The organism is Sulfitobacter sp. M39 (assembly GCF_021735935.1).
Taxonomy (GTDB): domain Bacteria; phylum Pseudomonadota; class Alphaproteobacteria; order Rhodobacterales; family Rhodobacteraceae; genus Sulfitobacter.
In genome coordinates, this window is the sequence record NZ_WMDZ01000001.1 from 1,299,528 (window position 1) to 1,321,838 (window position 22,311).

General features: G+C 62.9%; 18 protein-coding genes. 4 read left to right on the forward strand and 14 right to left on the reverse strand.

Translation table 11 applies throughout. The features are described from left to right. Nucleotides 1-13: 13 nt before the first annotated feature. The 13 genes from GLP43_RS06260 to xdhA form a co-directional block, all read right to left on the reverse strand. On the reverse strand, nt 14-796 hold the full coding sequence (locus tag GLP43_RS06260; RefSeq protein WP_237278632.1) for a glycoside hydrolase family 25 protein: 783 nt from the start codon (nt 794-796) through the stop codon (nt 14-16). Nucleotides 797-800: 4 nt separating this feature from the next. Beyond that, nucleotides 801-1,451: a DUF938 domain-containing protein gene (locus tag GLP43_RS06265; RefSeq protein WP_237278633.1), complete on the reverse strand. Its 651-nt coding sequence runs from the start codon at nt 1,449-1,451 to the stop codon at nt 801-803. Then, complete coding sequence (locus GLP43_RS06270; protein ID WP_237278634.1) at nt 1,448-2,533, reverse strand: NAD(P)/FAD-dependent oxidoreductase; 1,086 nt, start codon at nt 2,531-2,533, stop codon at nt 1,448-1,450. Before GLP43_RS06270 ends, GLP43_RS06265 begins: the two co-directional genes overlap by 4 nt. Before the next feature lie 104 nt (nt 2,534-2,637). Further along, nucleotides 2,638-3,252 (reverse strand): glutathione S-transferase family protein, encoded by a 615-nt coding sequence (locus GLP43_RS06275; RefSeq protein ID WP_237278635.1) that lies wholly within the window; start codon nt 3,250-3,252, stop codon nt 2,638-2,640. A gap of 90 nt (nt 3,253-3,342) precedes the next feature. Continuing rightward, a complete protein-coding gene (locus GLP43_RS06280) occupies nt 3,343-4,728 on the reverse strand; it encodes a PepSY-associated TM helix domain-containing protein (RefSeq protein WP_237278636.1) in 1,386 nt (461 codons plus the stop codon). Nucleotides 4,729-4,796: 68 nt separating this feature from the next. Then, a complete protein-coding gene (locus GLP43_RS06285; protein WP_237278637.1) occupies nt 4,797-5,162 on the reverse strand; it encodes a hypothetical protein in 366 nt (121 codons plus the stop codon). Nucleotides 5,163-5,294: 132 nt separating this feature from the next. Then, nucleotides 5,295-6,368, reverse strand: a complete 1,074-nt coding sequence (locus GLP43_RS06290) for a BMP family ABC transporter substrate-binding protein (protein ID WP_237278638.1) — start codon at nt 6,366-6,368, stop codon at nt 5,295-5,297. A gap of 53 nt (nt 6,369-6,421) precedes the next feature. After that, complete coding sequence (locus GLP43_RS06295; RefSeq protein ID WP_237278639.1) at nt 6,422-7,342, reverse strand: ABC transporter permease; 921 nt, start codon at nt 7,340-7,342, stop codon at nt 6,422-6,424. Then, on the reverse strand, nt 7,342-8,424 hold the full coding sequence (locus GLP43_RS06300) for an ABC transporter permease (RefSeq protein WP_009826323.1): 1,083 nt from the start codon (nt 8,422-8,424) through the stop codon (nt 7,342-7,344). Before GLP43_RS06300 ends, GLP43_RS06295 begins: the two co-directional genes overlap by 1 nt. Nucleotides 8,425-8,511: 87 nt before the next feature. After that, a complete protein-coding gene (locus GLP43_RS06305) occupies nt 8,512-10,032 on the reverse strand; it encodes an ABC transporter ATP-binding protein (RefSeq protein WP_237278640.1) in 1,521 nt (506 codons plus the stop codon). Next, nucleotides 10,029-11,000, reverse strand: coding sequence for a xanthine dehydrogenase accessory protein XdhC (xdhC, locus tag GLP43_RS06310; protein WP_237278641.1), 972 nt, complete (start codon nt 10,998-11,000; stop codon nt 10,029-10,031). The genes GLP43_RS06305 and xdhC overlap by 4 nt, the downstream gene beginning before the upstream one ends. Further along, nucleotides 10,990-13,395, reverse strand: coding sequence for a xanthine dehydrogenase molybdopterin binding subunit (xdhB, locus tag GLP43_RS06315; protein ID WP_237278642.1), 2,406 nt, complete (start codon nt 13,393-13,395; stop codon nt 10,990-10,992). The genes xdhC and xdhB overlap by 11 nt, the downstream gene beginning before the upstream one ends. Next, nucleotides 13,392-14,810, reverse strand: coding sequence for a xanthine dehydrogenase small subunit (xdhA, locus tag GLP43_RS06320; protein WP_237278643.1), 1,419 nt, complete (start codon nt 14,808-14,810; stop codon nt 13,392-13,394). The genes xdhB and xdhA overlap by 4 nt, the downstream gene beginning before the upstream one ends. A gap of 224 nt (nt 14,811-15,034) precedes the next feature. Here xdhA and dnaE point away from each other — a divergent pair, with 224 nt between their 5' ends. Beyond that, nucleotides 15,035-18,568 (forward strand): DNA polymerase III subunit alpha, encoded by a 3,534-nt coding sequence (gene dnaE, locus GLP43_RS06325; protein ID WP_237278644.1) that lies wholly within the window; start codon nt 15,035-15,037, stop codon nt 18,566-18,568. Between the two features lie 44 nt (nt 18,569-18,612). Here the strand turns inward: dnaE and GLP43_RS06330 are convergent, their stop codons facing one another. After that, nucleotides 18,613-18,807: a SlyX family protein gene (locus tag GLP43_RS06330; protein WP_237278645.1), complete on the reverse strand. Its 195-nt coding sequence runs from the start codon at nt 18,805-18,807 to the stop codon at nt 18,613-18,615. Nucleotides 18,808-18,965: 158 nt separating this feature from the next. On the opposite strand from GLP43_RS06330, the gene hisS reads away from it, so the two are divergent. Genes hisS through hisG form a run of 3 tightly spaced genes read left to right on the forward strand, consistent with a single transcriptional unit; the run spans nt 18,966 to nt 22,296 of the window. Next, entirely contained in the window at nt 18,966-20,531 is a 1,566-nt protein-coding gene (hisS, locus tag GLP43_RS06335) for a histidine--tRNA ligase (protein ID WP_237278646.1), read from the forward strand. Continuing rightward, nucleotides 20,531-21,610, forward strand: a complete 1,080-nt coding sequence (locus GLP43_RS06340; RefSeq protein WP_237278647.1) for an ATP phosphoribosyltransferase regulatory subunit — start codon at nt 20,531-20,533, stop codon at nt 21,608-21,610. The genes hisS and GLP43_RS06340 overlap by 1 nt, the downstream gene beginning before the upstream one ends. Continuing rightward, complete coding sequence (gene hisG / locus GLP43_RS06345) at nt 21,607-22,296, forward strand: ATP phosphoribosyltransferase (RefSeq protein ID WP_237278648.1); 690 nt, start codon at nt 21,607-21,609, stop codon at nt 22,294-22,296. The genes GLP43_RS06340 and hisG overlap by 4 nt, the downstream gene beginning before the upstream one ends. The last annotated feature ends 15 nt before the right edge of the window (nt 22,297-22,311 follow it).

The following is a 22,311-nucleotide window of genomic DNA, read 5'->3' on the forward strand; positions in this document are numbered from 1 at the left end:
TTGTAGCGGCGATCTACCGCACCTGACGCCGCGCGAGCCAGTTGTCCCAGCTGCTGGGGCTGCCGGCGTAGGCGTTGATGTCGATGTCGCCGGCGGCACCGGGGACACGGCCGGTGCTGGTGTATTGCCAGAAGGTCCAGCGCTCATTGGGGTATTTCTCGGAGGGGTGGGCCGCGGTGGAGCGGAGCCAGAATTCAACGCCGCGCAGACGCCCCATATCGTTCTGGGCATAGAACTCTGGCGTGGTGTAGACGACGGGCTGTTGCCCGTAATGCGCGCGCAGGATGCTTAGGAAGGTCTGCGCGTTGCGGCGGACGGTATCAGCGGGCGGGCGCAGGGTGCAGGTGGGGGAAAAGGGGTTCCACTCCAAATCCAGCACGGGGGGCAGCATACCTGCGGTCTTGGGCACGTTTTCGATGAACCAGCGGGCCTGTTTCTCGGGCGTCGTGCAGAAATAATAGAAGTGGTAGGCCCCGCGGGCGACACCGGCGCGGCCGGCACCCTCCCAGTGGTTCTGGAACATCGGGTCCAGCAGATCGCCGCCTTCGGTGGCTTTGATGAAGGCGAAGTTCACGCCGGAGACGCGGGCCTCGCCCCAGTTCAGCGGTTGCTGGAAGCGCGCCACATCGATGCCGTGCACCGCATAGCGGTCGGGGCTTTGGCCGGGCCAGTCGAACGGCTTGCGGTCGCCGAAATTGGCCGCCGTCACATCCCCCACAGGGACAGAGAGTTGCGGCGCACCACAGGCCGAAAGGGCAAGGGCAGAGAGGAGGGCAAGGACGCGAAGTCGGGGCATAGGGTCACGGCTTTCGTGCGATAAAGGCCAGATTATTGGCGGGCATGTCGATCCTGTCGATCGGGCTTAGTGCAGCATCGCTGAGCCAACGTGTGATGTCGACCGTATCCTTGTACCCGATCGCAGGATCGGCGGTGCGCAGCTCGGCGTCGAATTTCGCGTCACCGTCGGAGGTGAGCACGCCCTCGCGGCGGAACGGACCATAGAGGATCAACGTGCCACCGGGGGCGAGCGCAAGGGCGGCTTCGGCGATGACCTGCTGTACGGCCTCTGTCGGGATCAGATGCAGCAGGTTGGCGAGGAAGATCAGGTCTTGCGGTGGCCGTGTCTCGTGCCAGCCCGCCGCTGTTGCATCCAGTGGGGCGGCGGGGGCGACGTTGGTCAGCCCGGCCTCGGCGATATAGGCGTCGATGCTGGCGCGGCGGTCGGGGGCGGGCTCGGTCGGCTGCCAGTGCAGATCGGGCAGGGCGCGAGCGAAGGCGGCGATATGCTGCCCCGTCCCGCTGGCAATCTCGAGCGCGCGACCAGTCTGAGGTGCATGGTCACGCAGCAGGTCACACAGGGCGTCTTTGTTACGGTCGGCGGCGGGGGCGTGCAGCATGGCACCGCGGGTGGGCAGAGCGACGCTGGCGCTTGGGGGAAGCTTGGCTGTCATGCGCGCAGCCTGTCGGGGCGCAGCGCCTCGACCACCGGATCGGGCAGCGAGGGGGCGTTGCCGAGGGTCAGATCGGCCACCAGTTGCGAGGCGGCGGCGCTGGTCTGGAAACCGTACCCGCCTTGTCCCGCGCTCCAGATGAAGTCGGGCTGGGCGGGATCGGGGCCCAGCACCAGCGTGCGGTCCACGGCAAAGCTGCGCAGCCCCGCCCATGTCGCGATGGGTTTCGTCAGCGGCACGGCGACCATGTTCTGATACCGCTCCAACCCTTCGGCCAGTACCATGTCATCGGCCCATGCGTCCTGCGGTTCGGTCGCGTCCTCATCGGCGGGCGAGATCAGCAGCGCGCCCGCGTCGGGCTTGGCGTACCATGTTTCGCCGACGCCAAAGAACATCGGCCAGCGCGACAGGTCATGCCCGCCCGGTGCCGCAATGCGGGCCATGGACCGGCGGTAGGGGGTGATGCCGATGGGGGGCACACCGGCCAGAATGGCGATCTGGTCGGCCCAGGCTCCGGCGGCGTTGACCAGTTTTGCGGCGTGATAGGTGTGCGGGCCTGCGGTGACCTTCCACGTATTGCCTTTGCGGGTGATGGATGTGACGGGATCCCCGGTTTCAATCTGCCCGCCATTGCCGCGCAGCTCTTTGGCGAAATCCTGCAGCAAGCGGTCGGTATCAATGTCATGGGCGTCAGCGTGGTAGCCGGCAAAGGCGACGCGCTCAGCGGCCAGGATCGGCACAAGGCGGCGCGCATCGTCGGGGGTGATCTGTTCGACCCCCATATGGGCGAGATCGCTGTGAAACGCCTCTTCCTCGTGGCGGTCGGCGATGATCATCAAGCCGCGCGGGGTCAGGTAGCCGCCGTCGCGGAGATAACCGACCGTGGCCTTGTTCAGCGCCTGCACAGAGGGCGCACCGTAATTCTCTTCGATCAGCGCGGCCGACCGGCCAGAGGCGTGATAGCCAAGCGCTTTTTCCCCTTCGATCACCGTGACTTTTGCATCACCAGACAGGCGCGCCGCGGCAGAGATGCCCGCGATGCCGCCGCCGATCACAAGGATATCGGATGTGTTTTCTGTCATAGGTACCCCCTGTCCCTTGCACCGGTTTCGCGCAGGTCTATCCCGCCGGCCCCACGTTCCGTGCTTATGGGTGACATGGGCCGGTGGGACGTGCAACCGCGCGGTTAGGCATCGGTCTTGCCGCGCGCGGTGGCGCGGCCATAGGCGGGGCGCGCGTGGATCATCTCGACAAAGCCGGCGAGCGCCGGATAATCCTTGGCGCGGCCCTGCTGCATCGCGATCTCTGCCGGAAAGCTGAGCATGATATCCGCCGCTGACAATGTATCCTGCACAAAATGCCCCGAGGCCCGCACGCGGCTGTTCATGTAGCTATAATGGTTGTCCAGCTCAGACGTGATGCGCGGATGCAGCGGCGCACCGGCGTCGCCTAAGCGGCTGACATAGAGGTTCAGCAGGATCGGCGTCATCGCGGACCCTTCGGCGAAATGCATCAGTTCAAGGTGCTGCAGATAGGCGGCGCTGTCACGATCCGGTATCATCTCGGGGGCGAAACGGGTGCAGAGCACTTCGGTGATTGCGGCGCTCTCGGCAATCAGCGTGCCGTCAATCTCGACCATGGGGGATTTGCCCAAGGGGTGCACGAGCTTTAGCTCGGGCGGGGCGAGGTTGGTCTTGGCATCGCGGGTATAGGGAATGACATCATAAGGCGCGCCGATTTCTTCGAGCAGCCACAAAATGCGATGAGAGCGGGACCGGTTCAGGTGGTGGATTTTGATCATGACGCTGATGATAGCGTGTTGCAGGCGGATGGGTAGTGGGCATGCATCCCCCGCGCCGTATTTGACAAGCGGCGCGGGGGGGGCTTTAGGTCAGGTCAGACGGTGGCGCAGCGCGGGTAGGCGCGACAGGATCAACACATCGACCGCCAGCACGCTCAGCAGCACGGCCCCGGCCATGGGAAAGGCCATCGACACGAACAGTCCGACCAGCACGGCACCCTGCCACAACGGCAGCTCTGACGGCATGGGCGGAGCGGACAGGCGGCCAGCGGCGGTAGGGCGACGCTTCCACCAAAGCACCAGCGCACTGACGCAGAGGAACAGCACCGACAGGCAGACCAGCGTATTGGCCAGCACGCTCAGCAGCCCCAAGGTGCCCATGTGCAGCGCAATCCCCACTGCCATGGCTTTGCCCGCAAGCGAATAATCGGCATAGCGCACATCGACGAGGATATTGCCGCTGTGCCGGTCGATATGCACGGTGCGGTCCGACATCGGGTCGGTGCTGTCGGTGTTCATGGAATCGCGGCTCAGCGTCCAGACGCCAGTATCGTCCTGCGGCAGGTTCATCTGATAGCGCGCGTCAAAGCCGATCTCGCGCGCCAATGCATCGATGCTGTCAATGGTGACGGCCCCTGCAATGCCCGCGTCCCCAGCCGCGCTTCCAGAGGCAGGCATCGGCGTTTGCTCAAGCGCCCAAGGCACCTCGCGGCGGTGGTGGTTCATGCTGGCGTGGATGTCGTCCGATAGGGGCACGGCGTCCCATTTCTCGGCGGGGAACTGGCTCCAGGCTTGCACCATCTTGCCGCCCCAGATGCCCGCCCACGACAGGCCCGAGATCAGGAACAGCACCAGAAAGGCAGACACCCAGATGCCCACAACGCCATGCAGCGATTTCCACATCGCACGGCCCTTGGTGAAACGTGGCACCAGCGTTCCGCGCCAGCCTGCACCGCGGGGCCACCACATATAAAGCCCCGTGGTAATCAGCACCAAGGCGATCGAGGCCGCGGCTTCTATCATGCGATCACCGGTCACCCCCAGCATCAGATCACTGTGCATGCCATCCGCGAAATCGTACCAGCCGGACCGACGCGGAAAGCTCTCGATCACCTTGGCCGTATAGGGATCAACCGCAACCATCACCGCATCCCCATCGTGGTCCACGCGGAACAGGGCCGCCAGATCAGGCGCGCGCGGCGCCACATATTGCACCAGCGTGCCGCCGGGCACGGCCTCGACCGCGGCTTGCGACTGAGCCGAGACCGACAGAACGGTTTCCTGCACGGTCACCGGGGTATATTCACCGTCGCGCCCGTCAATCCAAGCGATCCACAGCATCGCCATGCCGGTTATGGCGAGAACCGACAGAAAGGGCAGCACGAACAGCCCCGCATAGAAATGCCAGCGCCATGCAGCAAAGTAGAGTTTGTTCACGCCGCCGTCGGGCTGCGTGGTTTGGGTAGGGGTCGTCATATGAGGGCTCCAAGCCTAAGGGCCTGCATCATCGGCAGGCGGAAAGAATGAACAGATGGGATAGATGTTCAGACTTGGGGCGGGGCGCGGGTCAGCCGGCTGGGGTCAGGCTTGCGTGTGTGCAGCAGCCGTTTCGCCACAAAGCGCAGGGTTTGCGTTTTCTCAAGCACGGGAACGGGCAGGCCGGTGACCGCTTGGGGCAGCGCCATGGCACCGATCAGACGGCAGGTCTTACAATCGGCCATAGTGCCTGAGTGCGGGCTATCACCGGTGCCGCAGAGGTCCGCCAGCGCGCCGCCATTGGCAACATAGGCTTGCAGCTCGGGCGACAGGTCTACGGGCGCGAAACGATGCGCAAACCCCGATGTCGCAAGCGACAGCAGCACCAGAACGGTGGCAAGCAGCTGGCAGGGGAAGGCGGGCAGAAAGCGCATGTGCCTTCTGTAGGCAGCTTGGTTGCCCCACACCAGATGCGTTTTGTCGCAAGACGGGTCACTGCGGTGATTTCGCAACAAAAAAGGCCCCGCGGATGCGAGGCCTTTGATCGTGTCAGGTCAGTGTCCGGCTTAGTTCGGAATGTCGCCCTTGATGCCTTCGACATAGAAGTTCATGCCCGCCAGCGTGCCGTCATCGGCTGTTTCGCCTTCCGCCAGGAAATCGGAACCGTCCTGCTTTTTCAGCGGGCCGGTGAACGGGTGGTAGGACCCATCCGCGATCGATGCTTTCAGCGCCAGCGCTTCCTCTTTCACATCAGCAGGCACGGCGTCCGTAATCTCGCCGATACCAACCATGCCGGCACCGATGCCGTCCCATGTGTCTGTGCTTTCCCATGTGCCATCCATGACCGCTTTGGTGCGGGCAATGTAATAGGGGGCCCAATCGTCAATGATCGACGAGACGCGCGGCTTGGGCGCGTATTGCGCCATGTCGGACGCCTGACCAAAGGTGATCACGTCGCCCGCTTCTTGCGCCGCCGCCTGAGGTGCTGTGGAATCGGTGTGCTGCAGGACGACATCCGCACCCTGTTCGATCAGAACCTTGGCCGCATCTGCTTCTTTGGCGGGGTCAAACCATGTGTAGGCCCAAACAATCTTGAACTCGACATCGGGGTTCACCTTCTTGGCGTGGATATAGGCCGAGTTGATGCCACGGATCACTTCGGGGATCGGGAAGGACCCGATATAGCCGATGATGTTCGATTTGGTCATCTTGCCTGCGATGTGGCCCTGAATGGCGCGGCCTTCGTAGAAACGTGCGGAATAGGTCGACACGTTGTCGGCGCGCTTGTAGCCGGTGGCGTGCTCGAATTTCACATCCGGAAATTTGGCCGCGATGTTGATGGTCGGGTCCATATAGCCAAACGAGGTGGTAAAGATCAGATCCGCACCGTCCAATGCCATCTGCGTCATCACACGCTCGGAATCGGGGCCCTCGGCCACGCTCTCGACAAACACGGTTTCGACCGCGTCGCCGAATTCCTTTTCGACAGCCAAACGACCTTGGTTGTGTTCATAGGTCCAGCCGCCATCGCCGACGGGGCCAACAAAGACAAAGCCGACCTTGGTCTTGTCCTGGGCATAGGCCCCGCCTGCAAGCCCAAGCGCCAAAGCCGCGCTGGCCATAAGTGTGGTGAATTTCATAACGTAGTCCCCTGAGTAACGCGCCTTTTTTGCGGGCGCTTGAAGATATGCCCCTAGTTTGAGGCGTGGAAAATGCGGCCCAGCGATGCCGGAGCAGCGCTTTTATCCGCAGAAAGGATCACCAGTACAAGGATGGTGATGATGTAGGGTGACATTGCCAGATACTCGACTGGAATAGCAACGCCGGCACCCTGCAGATTTAGTTGAAGCTGCGTGATACCGCCAAAAAGATAGGCACCCAGCAACAGCCGCCAGGGCTTCCAGCTGGCAAAAACAACCAACGCAAGGGCGATCCAGCCCACACCGGCGGTCATGCCTTCGGTCCATTGGGGCACGCGGATCAGGCTGATGTAGGCCCCGCCCAGACCGGCACAGGCCCCGCCAAACATGATCGCCAGCGTGCGGATGCGCACCACCTTATAGCCAAGGGCGTGGGCCGCTTCGTGGCTTTCGCCAACAGCGCGCAGGATCAGCCCCATGCGGGTGAATTTCAGCACAGCCCAAACGGCGACGACCAGCGCAAAGCCCAAGTACAGAATAATGTCATGGGAAAAGAAGATCGGCCCGATGACGGGGATGTCATGCAGCGGGCCAAAGTTCACATCCGGCAGGCGCGGCGGTTTGATCCCGACATAGCTCTGCCCCAGCAAAGCCGAAAACCCCAGCCCGAACAGCGTCAGCGCCAACCCCGATGCCACTTGATTGGCCAGCGTGATCTGGGTCAGAAAGGCGAACAGCAGGCTCAGCAACGCGCCCCCCACGGCGGCGGCCGCAAAGCCCAACAGGGGCGATCCGGTTTCAACGGCCGTGGCAAAGCCGCAGATCGCGCCAATGATCATCATCCCTTCGACGCCAAGGTTCAGCACGCCGGATTTCTCGACCACCAACTCGCCCAAAGCGGCAAAGATCAGCGGCGTCGCCGCCACCAGAAAGCCCGCGACAAAGAGCACCGGATTGATTGCAGACAGATCCATTACGCGACCTCCGTCCGGCCAAGGCGCAGCCGGTAATGGGTGAAAAGATCAAAGGCGAGCAGGAAGAACAGCAACATCCCCTGAAACACCTGAATGGCGGCGGCAGGCAGACCCAACTGGCTTTGCGCGATGTCGCCTCCGATATAGGTCAGCGCCATCAGGCCACCGGCCAGCAGGATACCCACCGGATGCAACCGCCCCAGAAAGGCGACGATGATCGCGGTGAACCCGTAGCCCACGTTAAAATCGATGGTGATCTGCCCCGCAGGGCCCGCGACCTCGAACATGCCTGCCAGACCGGCCAGCAGACCCGACATGCCCATGCAGAACAACACCAGCCGCGTCGGGTTCACGCCGGAAAACCGCGCCGCCCGCGGTGCCTCGCCGGTCACGCGGATGGCAAAGCCCAACCGGTGCCGCGCCAGCAACACATAGGCAAAGATCACCGCGATCAGGGCCGCAACCACCCCCCAATGCATCCCCGATCCCGCGATCAACTCGCCATTATGGGCCGAGGCGTATTGCTGCAGGTTGCGACTGCCCGGAAAGCCGAAGCCTTCGGGGTTTTTCAGCAATCCAAGACTGACAGAGGCGAGGAATTGTTCCGCCACATAGACCAGCATCAATGACACCAGGATCTCGTTCGTCCCGAATTTGACCTTGAGCACGGCAGGGATCATGGCCCAGACCCATCCGCCAAGCGCGCCTGCAAGCACCATCACCGGAAAGATAAAAACACTCTCTGCGGGGTAGAAGGCCAGACCTGCACCGGCACCGCAAATGGCCCCCATGATGTACTGGCCCTCGGCCCCGATGTTCCAGATCCCCGCCTTGAACCCCAGCGACAGGCCAATGGCGATCAAGACCAGGGGCGCCCCTTTCACCAGCAGTTGCGGGCGATAGTAAAAGGCGAAATCGCCGAACAGCGGCTCCCAGAAAATCGTCATGATCGACGCCACAGGGTCTTTGCCAAGCACTGCGAACAGCGCGCCGCCAAAAACCATCGTTGCAATCACCGCCAGAACCGGCGTTGCATAGGAAAACGCCCGGCTGGCCTGCGGCCGTTTCTCAAGCCGCATCATGCCGCGCCCCAGTTCTTGTCATCTGCTTCATTTTGCAAGGAAAACTCCACGGGGGTGTGGGGGTGTGAAACCCCCGCAAGCAACGAGTCAAACATGCGCCACCTCCATCCCGTGGGCCCCGCCCATCATCAATCCGATCTCGTCCACCGTCAGCCCTGCCGCGGCGCGTGGCTCCGACAGGCGGCCCTCGTTCAGCGCGGCGAAGCGGTCCGAAATTTCCATCAGCTCGTCCAGATCCTGACTGATCACGATCACCGCTGTGCCATTCTCGGCCAGATCCAGCAGCGCCTGCCGGATCGCGGCCGCGGCAGAGGCATCGACCCCCCATGTGGGTTGGTTGACCACCAGCACCTGCGGATTTTGTAACACCTCACGGCCGATGACGAATTTTTGCAGGTTCCCGCCCGACAGTGACCGCGCGGCATTGCCGGGGCCGGGGGTGCGGACGTCGAAATCGGCGATGATACGTTCGGCAAACCGTTTGGCGGCGGGCCAGTTCAACATGCCGCGGCGCTCCAGCTTTTCGCGCACGGCACCGGTTAACATCGCATTCTCGGTCAGGGACATATCAGGGGCGGCGGCATGGCCAAGCCGTTCTTCCGGCGCGGTCAGGATACCAAGGCGGCGGCGCGCGGTGGGGCCAAGCTGGCCCACGTCCTGACCCTCGAACCCGATCATGCCAGCGGCGGTCAGCAGCTCGCCCGACAGGGCCGACAGCAATTCATCCTGCCCGTTGCCCGCCACGCCACCGATGCCCAGAATCTCGCCCGCGCGGACTTGCACGGTGATGTCACGCAGCGGCATCCCGAATGAACTCGGCGAAGGTGCCGACAGTCCCTTCAGGTCCAGCTTGACCGCGCCCGGAGTCTTGCCTGCGCGGGTCGGTGTCTTGAGCGTGCTGCCCACCATCATCTCCGCCATATCCCGTGCCGTCGTCTCGGACGGGGTGCAATGGCCCACCACTTTGCCCAAACGCAGGATCGTGGCGCTGTCACACAGGCTGCGGATCTCTTCGAGCTTGTGCGAGATATAGAGGATCGCAGTGCCCTCGGCGCTGAGCTTGCGCAGGGTTTTGAACAGAATTTCAACCTCTTGCGGGGTCAGAACGCTGGTGGGTTCATCCATGATCAACAGTTTGGGGTCTTGCAGCAGGCAGCGGATGATCTCGACCCGTTGGCGTTCACCGGCCGAAAGGTCGCCGACGATGCGGTCGGGGGCCAGCGGCAGGCCGTAGGCCTCGGACACGTCGCGGATCTGCTTGCTGAGGGTGCGCAGCTTGGGCGCGTTCTCCATCCCCAGAGCGATGTTTTCGGCCACGCTCAGCGCGTCGAACAGTGAGAAATGCTGGAACACCATGCCCACACCGGCGGCGCGTGCGGCGCGGGGCTCGTGCGGGGCAAAGCTGGTGCCGTGCATCTGCATCGTGCCGCTATCGGGTTTGACTAGCCCATAGATCATCTTGACCAGCGTCGACTTGCCCGCGCCGTTTTCCCCCAGCAGCGCGTGGACCTCGCCCGGCGCGATCCGCAATGACACGTCATCATTGGCGACAACACCGGGGTAGGCTTTGGTCAGCCCGGAAAGCGCCAGAAGGGGCGTGTCGGTCATGCGCAGCGTTCCTTTTGTGTCAAACGAACCTGTTTATTCGTGCGGGCGGGTTCAAATTGCAAGAGTTGCGTGGCCACCCCAAGCGCAATCGCTTGAGGATGCTTGCCAAATTGCCGCGCGCCGATAGGGCAGGTGATGCGGGCGATCTGTTCGGGGGCATGACCAAGGGAGGCCAGACGGCCGCGAAACCGCGCCCATTTCGTGTCTGACCCGATCAACCCGCCGAACGCGAAATCGCGTTGCAGCAAGCGGTGGCACAGGTCCAGATCGTCGTCATGGGCCGGTGTCATGATGAAATGCGCGGCGTCATCTTCGGCGCTGTGCAGCGCGGTACCCCAAGGGCCATCGTCGCCGCTGACACCCTCTGGCAGATCGTCCAGATAACCGGGGCGCGGGTCGGCGAGTGTAACGCGAAACTGCGGCAGCGGGGCCAGTATACGTGCCAGCGCGCTGCCGACATGGCCCGCGCCGTGGATGACCACTTGCCGCGCGGGCTGCCACAGCGGCTCTGCCAGCCAGCCGCCGTGCAGGGTAATGGCGAGCGGTGTCGTGCCGCCACTGGCACGGTCGATCTTGGCGCGAAAACTGTCTGCAAGGGGCGGGGCCGCCGGATCGACGGCGCGCAGGTAGATGTCGGTGTAGGTGTCGGGCAGGGCTTCGACTGTGGCGGCGTCGAAACGCTCTGTCACGACTGTCACCGCCCCGCCGCAGCATTGGTTCATCGCGGGCCCAAGGGCGGCGCGGGTCAGCTTGCTGCGGGGGCCACCGGCGAGCATGGCCGCGCCGTCGCGCATAGATTGTAGCTCAAGCTGGCCGCCGCCGATGGTGCCGGACGCACCGCCGGCCCAGACCAGCATCGCCGTGCCCGCCGGACGCGGGGCAGAGCCTTTGACCTGCACCACAACGATGCGCGCCACCGTGCCATGCGCGGCAACGGCCTGCGCCAGGGCTGCGCGGTCAAAGGGCATTGCGGGCCTTCCCAATGGCGGTCAGCACTGCTTCGGCCGTGGCGGGTGTTTGCAGGTCGCCAAACCCGTCGCCACAGGCGCTCACCGCATCCGACAGCGCCATGAAGGCCGAGATGCCCAGCATCAGCGGCGGCTCCCCCACCGCTTTTGACCGGTAGATCGTCTGCGCGGGGTTGGGTTCGTCCCAAAGCGCCACGTTGAACACATCGGGCCGGTCCGAGATGGCGGGGATCTTGTAGGTCGACGGCGCGTGGGTTTTCAGTGTGCCTTTGGCGTCCCAGACCAGTTCCTCGGTCGTGAGCCAGCCCGCCCCCTGCACGTAGCCGCCTTCGATCTGGCCGATGTCCAGCGCGGGGTTCAGTGATGCGCCCGCGTCATGCAGGATGTCCGCGCGCAGAATGCGGTTTTCGCCCGTCAGCGTGTCGATCACCACTTCGGTGACGGCTGCGCCATAGGCAAAGTAGAAGAACGGGCGGCCGCGGCCCTTGATGCGGTCCCATTCGATTTCGGGCGTTTTGTAGTAGCCGGTGGACGAAAGCGACACGCGGTTTTCATAAGCAGAGGCGGCGGCTTGGGCAAAGCTGATGACCCTTTCCCCGATATGAACCTGCGCATCGGCAAAGCGTATCTGGTCTGCGGTGGTCAGATAACGCTCGGCCAGATGGTCGGCGATGCGGTCGCGGATCGTGTCGCAGGCCGCTTGCACTGCCATGCCGTTCAGGTCCGTCCCCGAAGACGCCGCCGTGGCCGAGGTATTGGGCACTTTACCCGTGTCTGTCGCGGTGATCTTGACCGCCGACAGGTCAACGCCAAAGCGGCTGGCGGCGACCTGCGCGACCTTCTGGAACAGGCCCTGACCCATTTCAGTGCCGCCGTGGTTCAGGTGGATCGACCCGTCTTGATAGACATGCACCAACGCCCCCGCCTGATTGAGGTGGGTGAGGGTGAAAGAAATGCCGAACTTCACCGGCGTCAGCGCGATGCCGCGTTTCAGGACCGGCTGTGTCGCGTTCCAATCGGCAATGGCGGCGCGGCGGGCGGTATAGTCTGATGTCTGGGCCAGCCGGTCCGTCAGCGCGTTGATGATACAGTCCTGCACCGGTTGGTGGTAGGGTGTGGTTTGCAGACCCGTGGGCTGGGGTGGCATGCTTTCCTGTGGTGCGGGCGGTGCCCCGCGAGAGGCAAGATCAGCCTCGGTGTCATGGGGCAGGGCGCGGTGGTCATGGGACTTCCCGCTTGCGTCAGGCTGCATCACATCGGCGTAGAAATTGGCGCGCCGCACCGCCAGCGGATCAAACCCGAGTGACTGCGCGATATGGTCCATGACCCGTTCGATCCCCACGATCCCCTGTGGCCCGCCAAACCCGCGAAACGCGGTGGCGCTTTGCGTATTGGTGCGCAAGCGGTGCGAGGTGATGCGGATGTTATCGAGGTGATAGGCATTATCCGCATGCAGCATCGCACGGTCGGCAACGGGCAGGGACAGGTCCATCGCCCAGCCACAGCGGGTGTAATGGGTGAAATCCAGCGCTGTGATGCGGCCAGTGGCGTCGAAGCCAACGGTATAGTCGATGCGGAAATCATGGCGTTTGCCTGTGACGATCATATCATCATCACGGTCATAGCGCATTTTGCAGGGGCGTCCCGTGCGCGCGGCGGCGACGGCACAGGCCACGGCGAGCGCGTTGCCCTGACTTTCCTTGCCACCAAAACCACCGCCCATGCGCCGCGTCTCTACCCGCACGGCGTGCATTGGCGTGCCAAGCGCCTCTGCCACCTTATGCTGGATCTCTGTCGGGTGCTGGGTCGAGGAATGGACGACCATGTCGCCATTATCTTGCGGCAGGGCGAGGGCGGCCTGACCTTCGAGGTAGAAATGCTCTTGCCCGCCGATATTGATCGTCCCGCTCAGATTTTGGGGGGCGGTGGTCAGCGCGGCGGCAGCGTCCCCCTTCTGGTAGATGCGGGGGCCATCCTCGAACCGAGCATCGGCGGCCAGCGCCTCTTCGATGGTCAGGATCGGGGCGGTCGGGGTAATGTCCACCGCCCCAAGCCGCGCGGCGTGGCGGGCGGCAAGGTGGGTTGTCGCGATGACCATGAAGACGGGCTGGCCCGCATAATGTACCGCGTCGGTGGCCAGCAGGGGTTCGTCATGGTTGGAGGGCGATACGTCATTGTCAAACGGCAGATCCGCTGCCGTCAGCACCGCCACTACACCAGGGGCAGCAGCGACATCGCGCAGGTCCATGCCGTTGAGCGTGCCCGCGGCCACCGTGCTTAGGCCAAAGGCGATGTGCAGCGTTGTGGCCGGTGTCGGGATGTCGTCAACGTAACGCGCAGCCCCCGTGACATGGAGCTTGGCTGCATCATGGGGGAGGGGTTTGGCAACGCTCATGCTGTCACCTCGTGCAGGTTCGTGGGCAGGCCGTTCAGGTCATGCAGATAGCGCAGCAGCAGGTTCTGGGCGGTCAGCAAGCGGTACTGCGCCGAGGCGCGCATGTCGGTCATCGGCTGATAATCCAGCGCCAAGGCATCCATCGCGCGGCGGATCGTCGCCTCGTCAAAGGGGTGATTGACCAGCGCCGCTTCGGTTTGGCTTGCCCGTTTGGGTGTGCCTGCCATGCCGCCAAAGGCGATGCGTGCGTCTGTGATCACATCGCCGTCGCGGGTGATGTTGATACAGCCGCACAGCGCCGAAATGTCCTGATCGAAACGTTTGCTGATCTTATAGCAGCGCAGGGTGTCGTCGCTGCCAGTGGGAAGTTTCGGCACGGTGATCGCCTCGACAAATTCGCCGGGGGCGCGGTCCTGTTTGCCGTAGTCGATAAAGAAGTCCTCAAGCGGCAAGCTTCGGCGGGTGTCGCCGTGACGCAGGTGCAATGTTGCCCCCATCGCGATGAGCGCCGGAGGGCCGTCCCCGATGGGCGAGCCATTGGCGATATTGCCCCCGATGGTGGCCGCATTGCGCACCTGCGCGGATCCGTACCGCCGCAGCATCGCGCCCAAGCTGGGGTAGAGCGGGGCAAGATGCGCGGTGAGCGTGGCAAGGGTGGTGGCTGCGCCGACGCGCCAGTGATCGCCGCCATCGGTGATGCCGCGCAGGTCGGGGATCTGGTTGAGAAACACGACCGGCCCCAGATCGCGGAATTGCTTGGTGACCCAGAGGCCAACATCCGTTGCCCCTGCAATCAGGGTCGCATCGGGGTGGTCGGCGTACCAGTGGGCCAGTTCATCCGTGGTCGTGGGGCGCGAGGGCGCAGGGGGCTGTCCGCCCCCGTCCGGCTGCGCCGGCCCCCCCGAGGATTTTGGGCCATTTGGAATTTTGAGGTTGCGCAGATGCGCGGGCACGGGGGCGGCCTCGGCGGCTTTGGCAGCGCGGATGATGGGCGCGTAGCCGGTGCAGCGGCACAGGTTTCCGGCGAGCTGCGTGTCGTGGTCCGTGGCCCCGTTCAGATGGTCGGTCGCCATGGTGACGGCAAAGCCCGGCGTGCAAAAGCCGCATTGGCTGCCGTGATAGTCGACCATGGTTTGCTGCACCGGATGCAGGCTGCCATCAGGTGCTGCGAGCCCTTCGACGGTGGTGACGGATTTGCCGTTGATCTGGGGCAGGAACAGGATGCAGCCGTTCAGGGCGCGGTGGCCTTGGTCGTCGCTGATCATGACGGAACAGGCACCGCAATCGCCTTCGTTGCAACCTTCCTTGGTGCCGGTCAGATGTCGGGTTTCGCGTAGCCAATCCAGCAGCGTCATGGTGGGGGAGACGCCGGTCAGTGACACGACTTCCCCGTTGAGGAGAAAAGTGATGTCCATAGGGTTCGTTCCGCCGCGGTACCTCAGCCCGTGATCTGCGCGGCGTTCGATGCGACGTAGAACGCGGCGCGGGCAAATGTTGAACGAGGCTAGGCGGGGGCAAGGGGGCTTGGCAAGAGATTTCGTGGCGTCCTGCCCTCGCAGACGTGTCGTGTTGCTGGAAAAACGGGCGCGGGGTGCCGGTGGGACTGGTGACTGCGGGTGGGCTTGGGTAAGTTGGCCCCATGGCACAAGCACCCCGATTCATTCACCTGCGCACGCACTCCGAGTATTCGTTGTTGGAAGGGGCGTTGCGGCTGAAAAAGCTGCCCGATCTGTGCAAGGGGGCCGATATGCCGGCGCTAGCCCTGACGGATACCAACAACATGTTCGCCGCGTTGGAATTTTCGGTCGCCATGGCGGGGGCCGGTGTGCAACCGATCATCGGCTGTCAGGTGGATCTGGCCTATGTGAAGGTGCAACCGGGGGAAAAGCCGCGGGATCCGGCCCCTGTGGTTTTGCTGGCCCAATCCGAGGCCGGGTATGAAAACCTGATGAAGCTGAACTCCTGCCTTTATATCGACAAGGGCGGGGCGCTGCCGCAGGTCACCTTGGAGGAGCTGGAGGCGCTGAACGGTGGGTTGATCTGTCTGACAGGCGGGGCGGGCGGCCCCGTGGGGCAGTTGTTGCAGGGCGGTCAACGCCCCGCGGCAGAGGCATTGATGGCGCGGCTGCACGGGGCCTTTGCCGACCGGCTTTACGTCGAGTTGCAGCGCCACCCTGGCGAGGATGGCCAGCCCGTAGCCGAACAGCTGACCGAACGCGGCTTTGTCGAGATGGCCTATGACATGGGCATCCCCCTGGTCGCGACGAATGACGTCTATTTCCCCAAGGCCGATATGTACGAGGCCCATGACGCGCTGATCTGTATCGCGGATGGGGCCTATGTCGATCAGCAGCACGAACGCCGCCGGCTGACCGCGCAGCATTACTTCAAATCGCAGGCCGAGATGGTGACGCTGTTCGCTGATCTGCCCGAAGCGATCGAGAACACGGTCGAGATCGCCAAGCGCTGTGCCTTTATGGCCTATCGCCGTGATCCGATCCTGCCGAAGTTTGCAGATGACGAGATCGAAGAGCTGAAGCGGCAGGCGCACGAGGGGCTCAAGAACCGACTTAAGGTGATCCCCCATGCCACCAGCGTCGAGGAATATGAAAAGCGGCTGGATTTTGAACTGGGCATCATCGAGGGCATGGGGTTCCCCGGCTACTTTTTGATCGTTGCGGATTTTATCAAATGGGCGAAAGACAATAATATTCCCGTCGGGCCGGGGCGGGGGTCGGGTGCGGGTAGTCTGGTGGCCTATGCGCTGACGATTACCGATCTAGACCCGCTGCGCTATCAGCTGCTGTTTGAACGGTTCCTGAACCCCGAACGGGTATCGATGCCCGACTTTGACATCGATTTTTGCATGGATCGCCGGGAAGAGGTGATCCAGTATGTGCAGCGCAAATACGGGCGCGACAAGGTGGGGCAGATCATCACCTTCGGGGCGCTTTTGTCCAAGGCGGCGGTGCGCGACATCGGGCGGGTGTTGCAGATGCCGTACGGGCAGGTGGATCGTCTGTCCAAGATGATCCCCGTCGAGGGCGTGAAACCTGTCAGCATCGAAAAGGCGCTGGCGGATGAACCACGTCTGCGCGAAGAGGCCAAGAACGAGGAAGTCGTCGCGCGGCTGTTGAACTATGGCCAGCAGGTCGAGGGGCTCTTGCGCAACGCATCGACCCACGCGGCGGGGGTTGTGATCGGGGACCGGCCGCTGGACGCGCTGGTGCCGCTTTATCAAGATCCGCGGTCCGACATGCCCGCGACGCAGTTCAACATGAAATGGGTCGAACAGGCCGGTCTGGTCAAGTTCGACTTTCTGGGTCTCAAGACCCTGACCGTCATCCAGAACGCGGTCGACCAGATCAAATCCTCGGGCCGCCACCTGCATGTGGCCGCCGACGGGACAGAGCTGTTCGAGCCGCCCGAGGGGCTGATCGACGATATCGCCACCATCCCGCTGGACGACGAGGCCTCTTACAAGCTTTATGCCAGCGCCAAGACGGTGGCGGTGTTCCAGGTGGAATCCAGCGGCATGATGGATGCGCTCAAACGGATGAAGCCGACCTGTATCGAAGACATTGTCGCCTTGGTCGCGCTGTACCGGCCCGGCCCGATGGAGAATATTCCGGTCTATTGCGAGGTCAAGAACGGCCAGCGTGAACGGGAATCCGTGCATCCGTCGATTGACCACATTCTGGAGGAAACGCAGGGGATTATTGTTTACCAGGAACAGGTTATGCAGATCGCGCAGGTCATGGCGGGCTATAGCCTTGGCGGCGCTGACCTGCTGCGCCGTGCGATGGGTAAAAAGATCGCCGAGGAAATGGCCAAGGAACGCCCCAAGTTCGAAAAGGGCGCGATGGCCAACGGGGTCGACAAGAAAAAGGCGTCGGAGGTTTTCGACCTTCTGGAAAAATTCGCCAACTACGGTTTCAACAAATCCCACGCCGCCGCCTATGCCGTGGTCAGCTATCAGACCGCATGGCTCAAGGCGAACCATCCGGTCGAATTTATGGCCGGCGTGATGAACTGCGATATCCATCTGACCGACAAGCTGGCGGTCTATTTTGAAGAGGTCCGCAAACGGCTGGAACTGCCCTGGGTGCCGCCGTGCGTGAACCGGAGCGATGCGACGTTCAAAGTGGTCGAGGGCGCGTTGGTCTATGCCTTGGGCGCGCTGAAAAACGTCGGCGTGGAAGCGATGAAGCTGATCACCGAAGGCCGCAAGGTGGACGGCGTCGACAAGCCCTTTGCCACGCTTTTTGATCTGGCGCGGCGGGTTGATCTGAAACGGGTGGGGAAACGCCCGCTTGAGATGCTGGCCCGGTCCGGTGCGTTCGACCAGCTGGACAATAACCGACGCCGCGTCTGGCAGTCGCTGGACGGGTTGGTCAGCTATTCCGCTGCGATCCACGAGCAGAAAGCCTCTAATCAGGTGTCGTTGTTTGGCGAGGCGGGGGATGACTTGCCAGAGCCGCGCATCGTGCCTTGCGACGATTGGGAGGCCGCCGAGCGCCTGACCGAAGAGTTCAAGGCCGTGGGCTTCTATCTATCTGGCCACCCGCTGGACGATTACATGGGGCCGATGAAACGCAAATCCGCTACGGGCGGTGTGCCGTTCCTGACGCTGGACGAGCTGACCGAGAAAGTCTCGGTCAAAGGGGCGATGAACGCCCGTCTGGCAGGGATCGTCGCCGGACGGCAGGAACGCAAATCAGCGCGCGGCAACCGCTTTGCCTTTGCACAACTGTCGGACCCGACGGGCGCTTACGAGGTGACGCTGTTCTCGGACACGCTGGAACTGGCGCGCGACCACCTTGAGACAGGGTCGAAAGTCGTGGTCATGGTCGAGGCGACGATGGAAAGCGACCAGTTGAAACTGCTGGGCCGGTCCGTGGTGCCGATCGACACGGTGGTCGAGGATGCGGGCAACATGGGGCTGCGGATCTTTGTGGATGATGCGGGGGCTATTCAGGCGGTCGCCGATGTGCTGGCCGGTGCCCGTTCAGCTGCACGCAGCGCGGGCAAGGGGCCGGTGCAACTGTGCCTGATGGACCCGACCCTCCCCGGCGAGGTGGAGGTTGATCTTTGCGCCGAATACCCTGTCACCCCAAAGATTAAGGGCGCGATCCGGTCCCTGACCGGCGTGATGGAGGTAGAGGAAATCTGACGCGCCCACCGGGGCGACGGCAGCTTCCTAGATGAGGCATCCGATCAATAGTGTGGCGGGCGTTCGTTGCCGATGACAACCCCTTCGGAGCCCGCTGCCTCGCGTTCGCCCTCGCGCTGCATCAACATATGAACCCGCCGTGTCAGCACCGCGATCTCTGACTCCTGACGGGCGACGACATCGGACAGGTCATCCACCGTACGGATCAGATGGGCCATTTGTTCTTCGAGCTTATCCATGTGGGCACCTTGCAGCTTGCGCGTTTGCCGTCCTCCTAACAGGTTGTATGGCGTTCGATAAGGGGGGATGCGTGCCGCAGCGGGGCCGCGTCGCTTGCCCTTGGCGGGGGGTTGGGCTAGACGCGAAGCGCGATATTCAGCCCACAGGATGTGATCCAATGGCCAAGCCAAAAAAGACCCCCCGCCCCAAGGCCGAAACGCCAAAGGGGTTTCGTGACTATTTCGGTGCAGAAGTAACACAGCGTGCCGAGATGCTGCATAAGATCGCGCAGGTCTATCATCGCTATGGCTTTGACGCGCTGGAAAGCTCTGGGGTCGAGACGGTGCAGGCTTTGGGCAAGTTCCTTCCCGATGTGGATCGCCCCAATGAGGGCGTATTCGCGTGGCAAGAGGATGCAGAGGCGGACAAGCCCGGCGACTGGCTCGCCCTGCGCTATGACCTGACCGCACCGCTGGCACGGGTCTACGCTCAACACCGCAACGATCTGCCCACGCCCTACCGGCGCTATGCGATGGGGCCGGTCTGGCGCAACGAAAAGCCGGGGCCAGGCCGCTTCCGCCAGTTCTATCAATGCGATGCCGACACGGTCGGCGCGCCGTCGGTCGCGGCCGATGCAGAGATCTGCGCGATGCTGGCCGATTGTTTGGAAGAAGTCGGGATCGACCGCGGCGATTACATTGTGCGGGTGAACAACCGCAAAGTGCTCAACGGAGTCCTTGAAGTGGTCGGGTTGAATAAGGATTTTCCTGAGGGGAATGACCTGAGAGGAACTGTCGAAGCGGCGTACTCGAAGGTGATGAGCCAGTCGCTAATGAAAGCAATAAACGCGGACGACGTACTTCGTACGATCGACAAGTTTGATAAAGTCGGTGTCCAAGGGGTTTTTGAGCTTCTTACTTCGGGGCGCAAAGATCAGTCAGGTGCGTTCATTGATGGCGTAGGTTTGCCAGAGAAAGATGCTCGCATTGTTCTAAACTTCCTCACGGCTAAAGGGAGTACGAATGCGGACACGATTGCTAACCTACGCAAAGCAGTAGCAGGCTCTGAGATCGGAAACGAGGGCGTGGACGAACTGGAAACCATCGCGGATCTGATGGCAGCCGGCGGCTATGGCTCTGACCGCGTAGAGATCGACCCCTCTGTCGTGCGGGGTCTTGGCTATTACACCGGCCCAGTCTTCGAGGCGGAACTGACCTTCGAGATCCAAGACGAAAAAGGCCGGCCCCGCAACTTTGGCTCTGTCGCAGGGGGCGGGCGGTACGACGATCTGGTCAAGCGCTTTACCGGTCAGGAAGTCCCTGCAACGGGAGTCTCTATCGGCGTCGACCGGCTGCTTGCCGCGCTACAGGCCAAGGGCCGGATGTCGGCGCAGGCCGAAGGGCCCGTGGTGGTGACTGTGATGGATAAGGCGCGTATGTCCGACTATCAGGCGATGGTCGCCGAACTGCGTCAGGCAGGAATCCGGGCCGAGGTTTATCTGGGCAATCCCAAGAATTTTGGCAACCAGCTGAAATATGCAGACCGCCGCGCCAGCCCGGTGGCGGTAATCGCGGGCGGGGATGAATTCGACAAGGGCATGATCCAGATCAAGGACCTTATCCTGGGCGCGAAAATTGCTGAAAGCGCAACGCTCGAGGAATGGAAAGACCGCCCGAGCCAATATGAAGTGGCGCGTGGTGACCTTGTCGCCAAAGTGCGCGAAATACTGGAGCTGAACCGCTGATGGCTACACGATCCGACATCCTCGCCAAGGCCGCAAGCCTGCGCGCCTTGTTCGAGGCGCAGGGGGCTGCGGTGGTGGAACCGCCGATCCTGCAACCTGCCGAGACCCTGCTCGACCTTTATGGCGAAGACATCCGCGCGCGCGCCTATGTTACCTCGGATGCGATGCGCGGCGAACAAATGCTGCGCCCCGATTATACCTTGCCCGTGGTGCAGATGCATATGGCCCATGGTGCGGACCCGGCACGCTACACCTACGCGGGCGAAGTGTTCCGCCGTCAGGAACGCGATCCCAACCGCGCCAATGAATATATTCAGGCGGGCTACGAAGTCTTTGACCGTGGCGATCCCGCGGCAGCTGATGCCGAAGTCTTTGCCCTGATTCAGGGCGCGTTGGAGGGGCTTCCGGTCACTGCGGTGACAGGGGATATCGGTATCTTGATGGCTGCGGTTGCGGGGCTCGATACATCGGTGTCGCGCAAGGCGGCACTGATGCGGCACATCTGGCGGCCCCGCCGGTTCCGAGCGCTGCTTGACCGCTATGCCGGCAAAACGCCGATGCCCGCGACCCGCGCGGCGCTCTTGGCCAGTGACGGTGCGATCACCGCACCACTGATCGGCCTGCGCAGTCTGGACGAGATTGAAACACGCATTGCCGCCCTGCGCGCCGACGCTTCCGAGCCAGCGCTGTCGCGCACACAGGTGTCCTTGCTGCTGGCGCTACTGGATGTGCGTGAAACCATGCCCAATGCGATCAGCCAGTTGCATGACCTTGCCGTCGATATGCCCGCGATTTCTGATGCGGTGGACCGTGTCGCGGCGCGGGAGAAGGCCCTTGCCGCCCGCGGTGTCGATACCGGTAACCTGATGTTCGAAGCCAGCTTTGGCCGCGTGTCGATGGAATATTATGACGGGTTCGTCTTTGGCTTCCGCGCGGCGACACGGCCCGACCTGCCCACCATCGCCACAGGCGGACGCTATGACGCACTGACACGGCGGCTGGGGCAGGGCGGCGAAATCCCCGCGGTGGGGGGCGTCATGCGCCCCGGGCTGATGCTGGAACTGGAGGCAGGCCAATGACGATCAAACTCGGTGTGCCCTCAAAAGGGCGTCTGATGGAGAAAACCTTTGAATGGTTTTCCGCACGCGGGATCACCTTGCAACGCACGGGGTCCGAACGTGAATACGCGGGGGCCGTCGAAGGCATTGACGGCGTGTCGTTGATCCTGCTCTCTGCGGGCGAAATCCCCCGCGAGCTGGCCGCTGGCCGTATCCACCTGGGCGTCACCGGCACCGATCTGGTGCAAGAGAAATTGGCGCTGTGGGATCAGCTTGTCGCCCCGGTCGAAGAGCTCGCCTTTGGGCATGCCGATCTGATCATTGCGGTGCCGCAAGCCTGGATCGATGTTGATACGCTCGATGATCTGGATGCCGCCGCCTCGGCCTTTCGCGACAAGCACGGGTTCCGCCTGCGCATCGCGACGAAATACCACCGGCTGGTGCGGGAGTTCCTGCGCGGCACCGGTGTCGCGGATTATGCGCTGGTCGACAGCCAGGGGGCGACCGAAGGCACGATCAAAAATGAAACCGCAGAGGCCATCGCCGACATCACCTCGAGCGGGGAGACATTGCGCGCCAACCACCTCAAGATCCTGTCCGACGGGCTGATCCTGCGGTCCCAGGCGACGCTTTGGCGCAGCCGGATGGCAGAGATGGATGATGCGGATCGCGCGACAATGACGGCCCTGCTGGCGCAGCTGTCCTGACGCGCATGCGCGCGG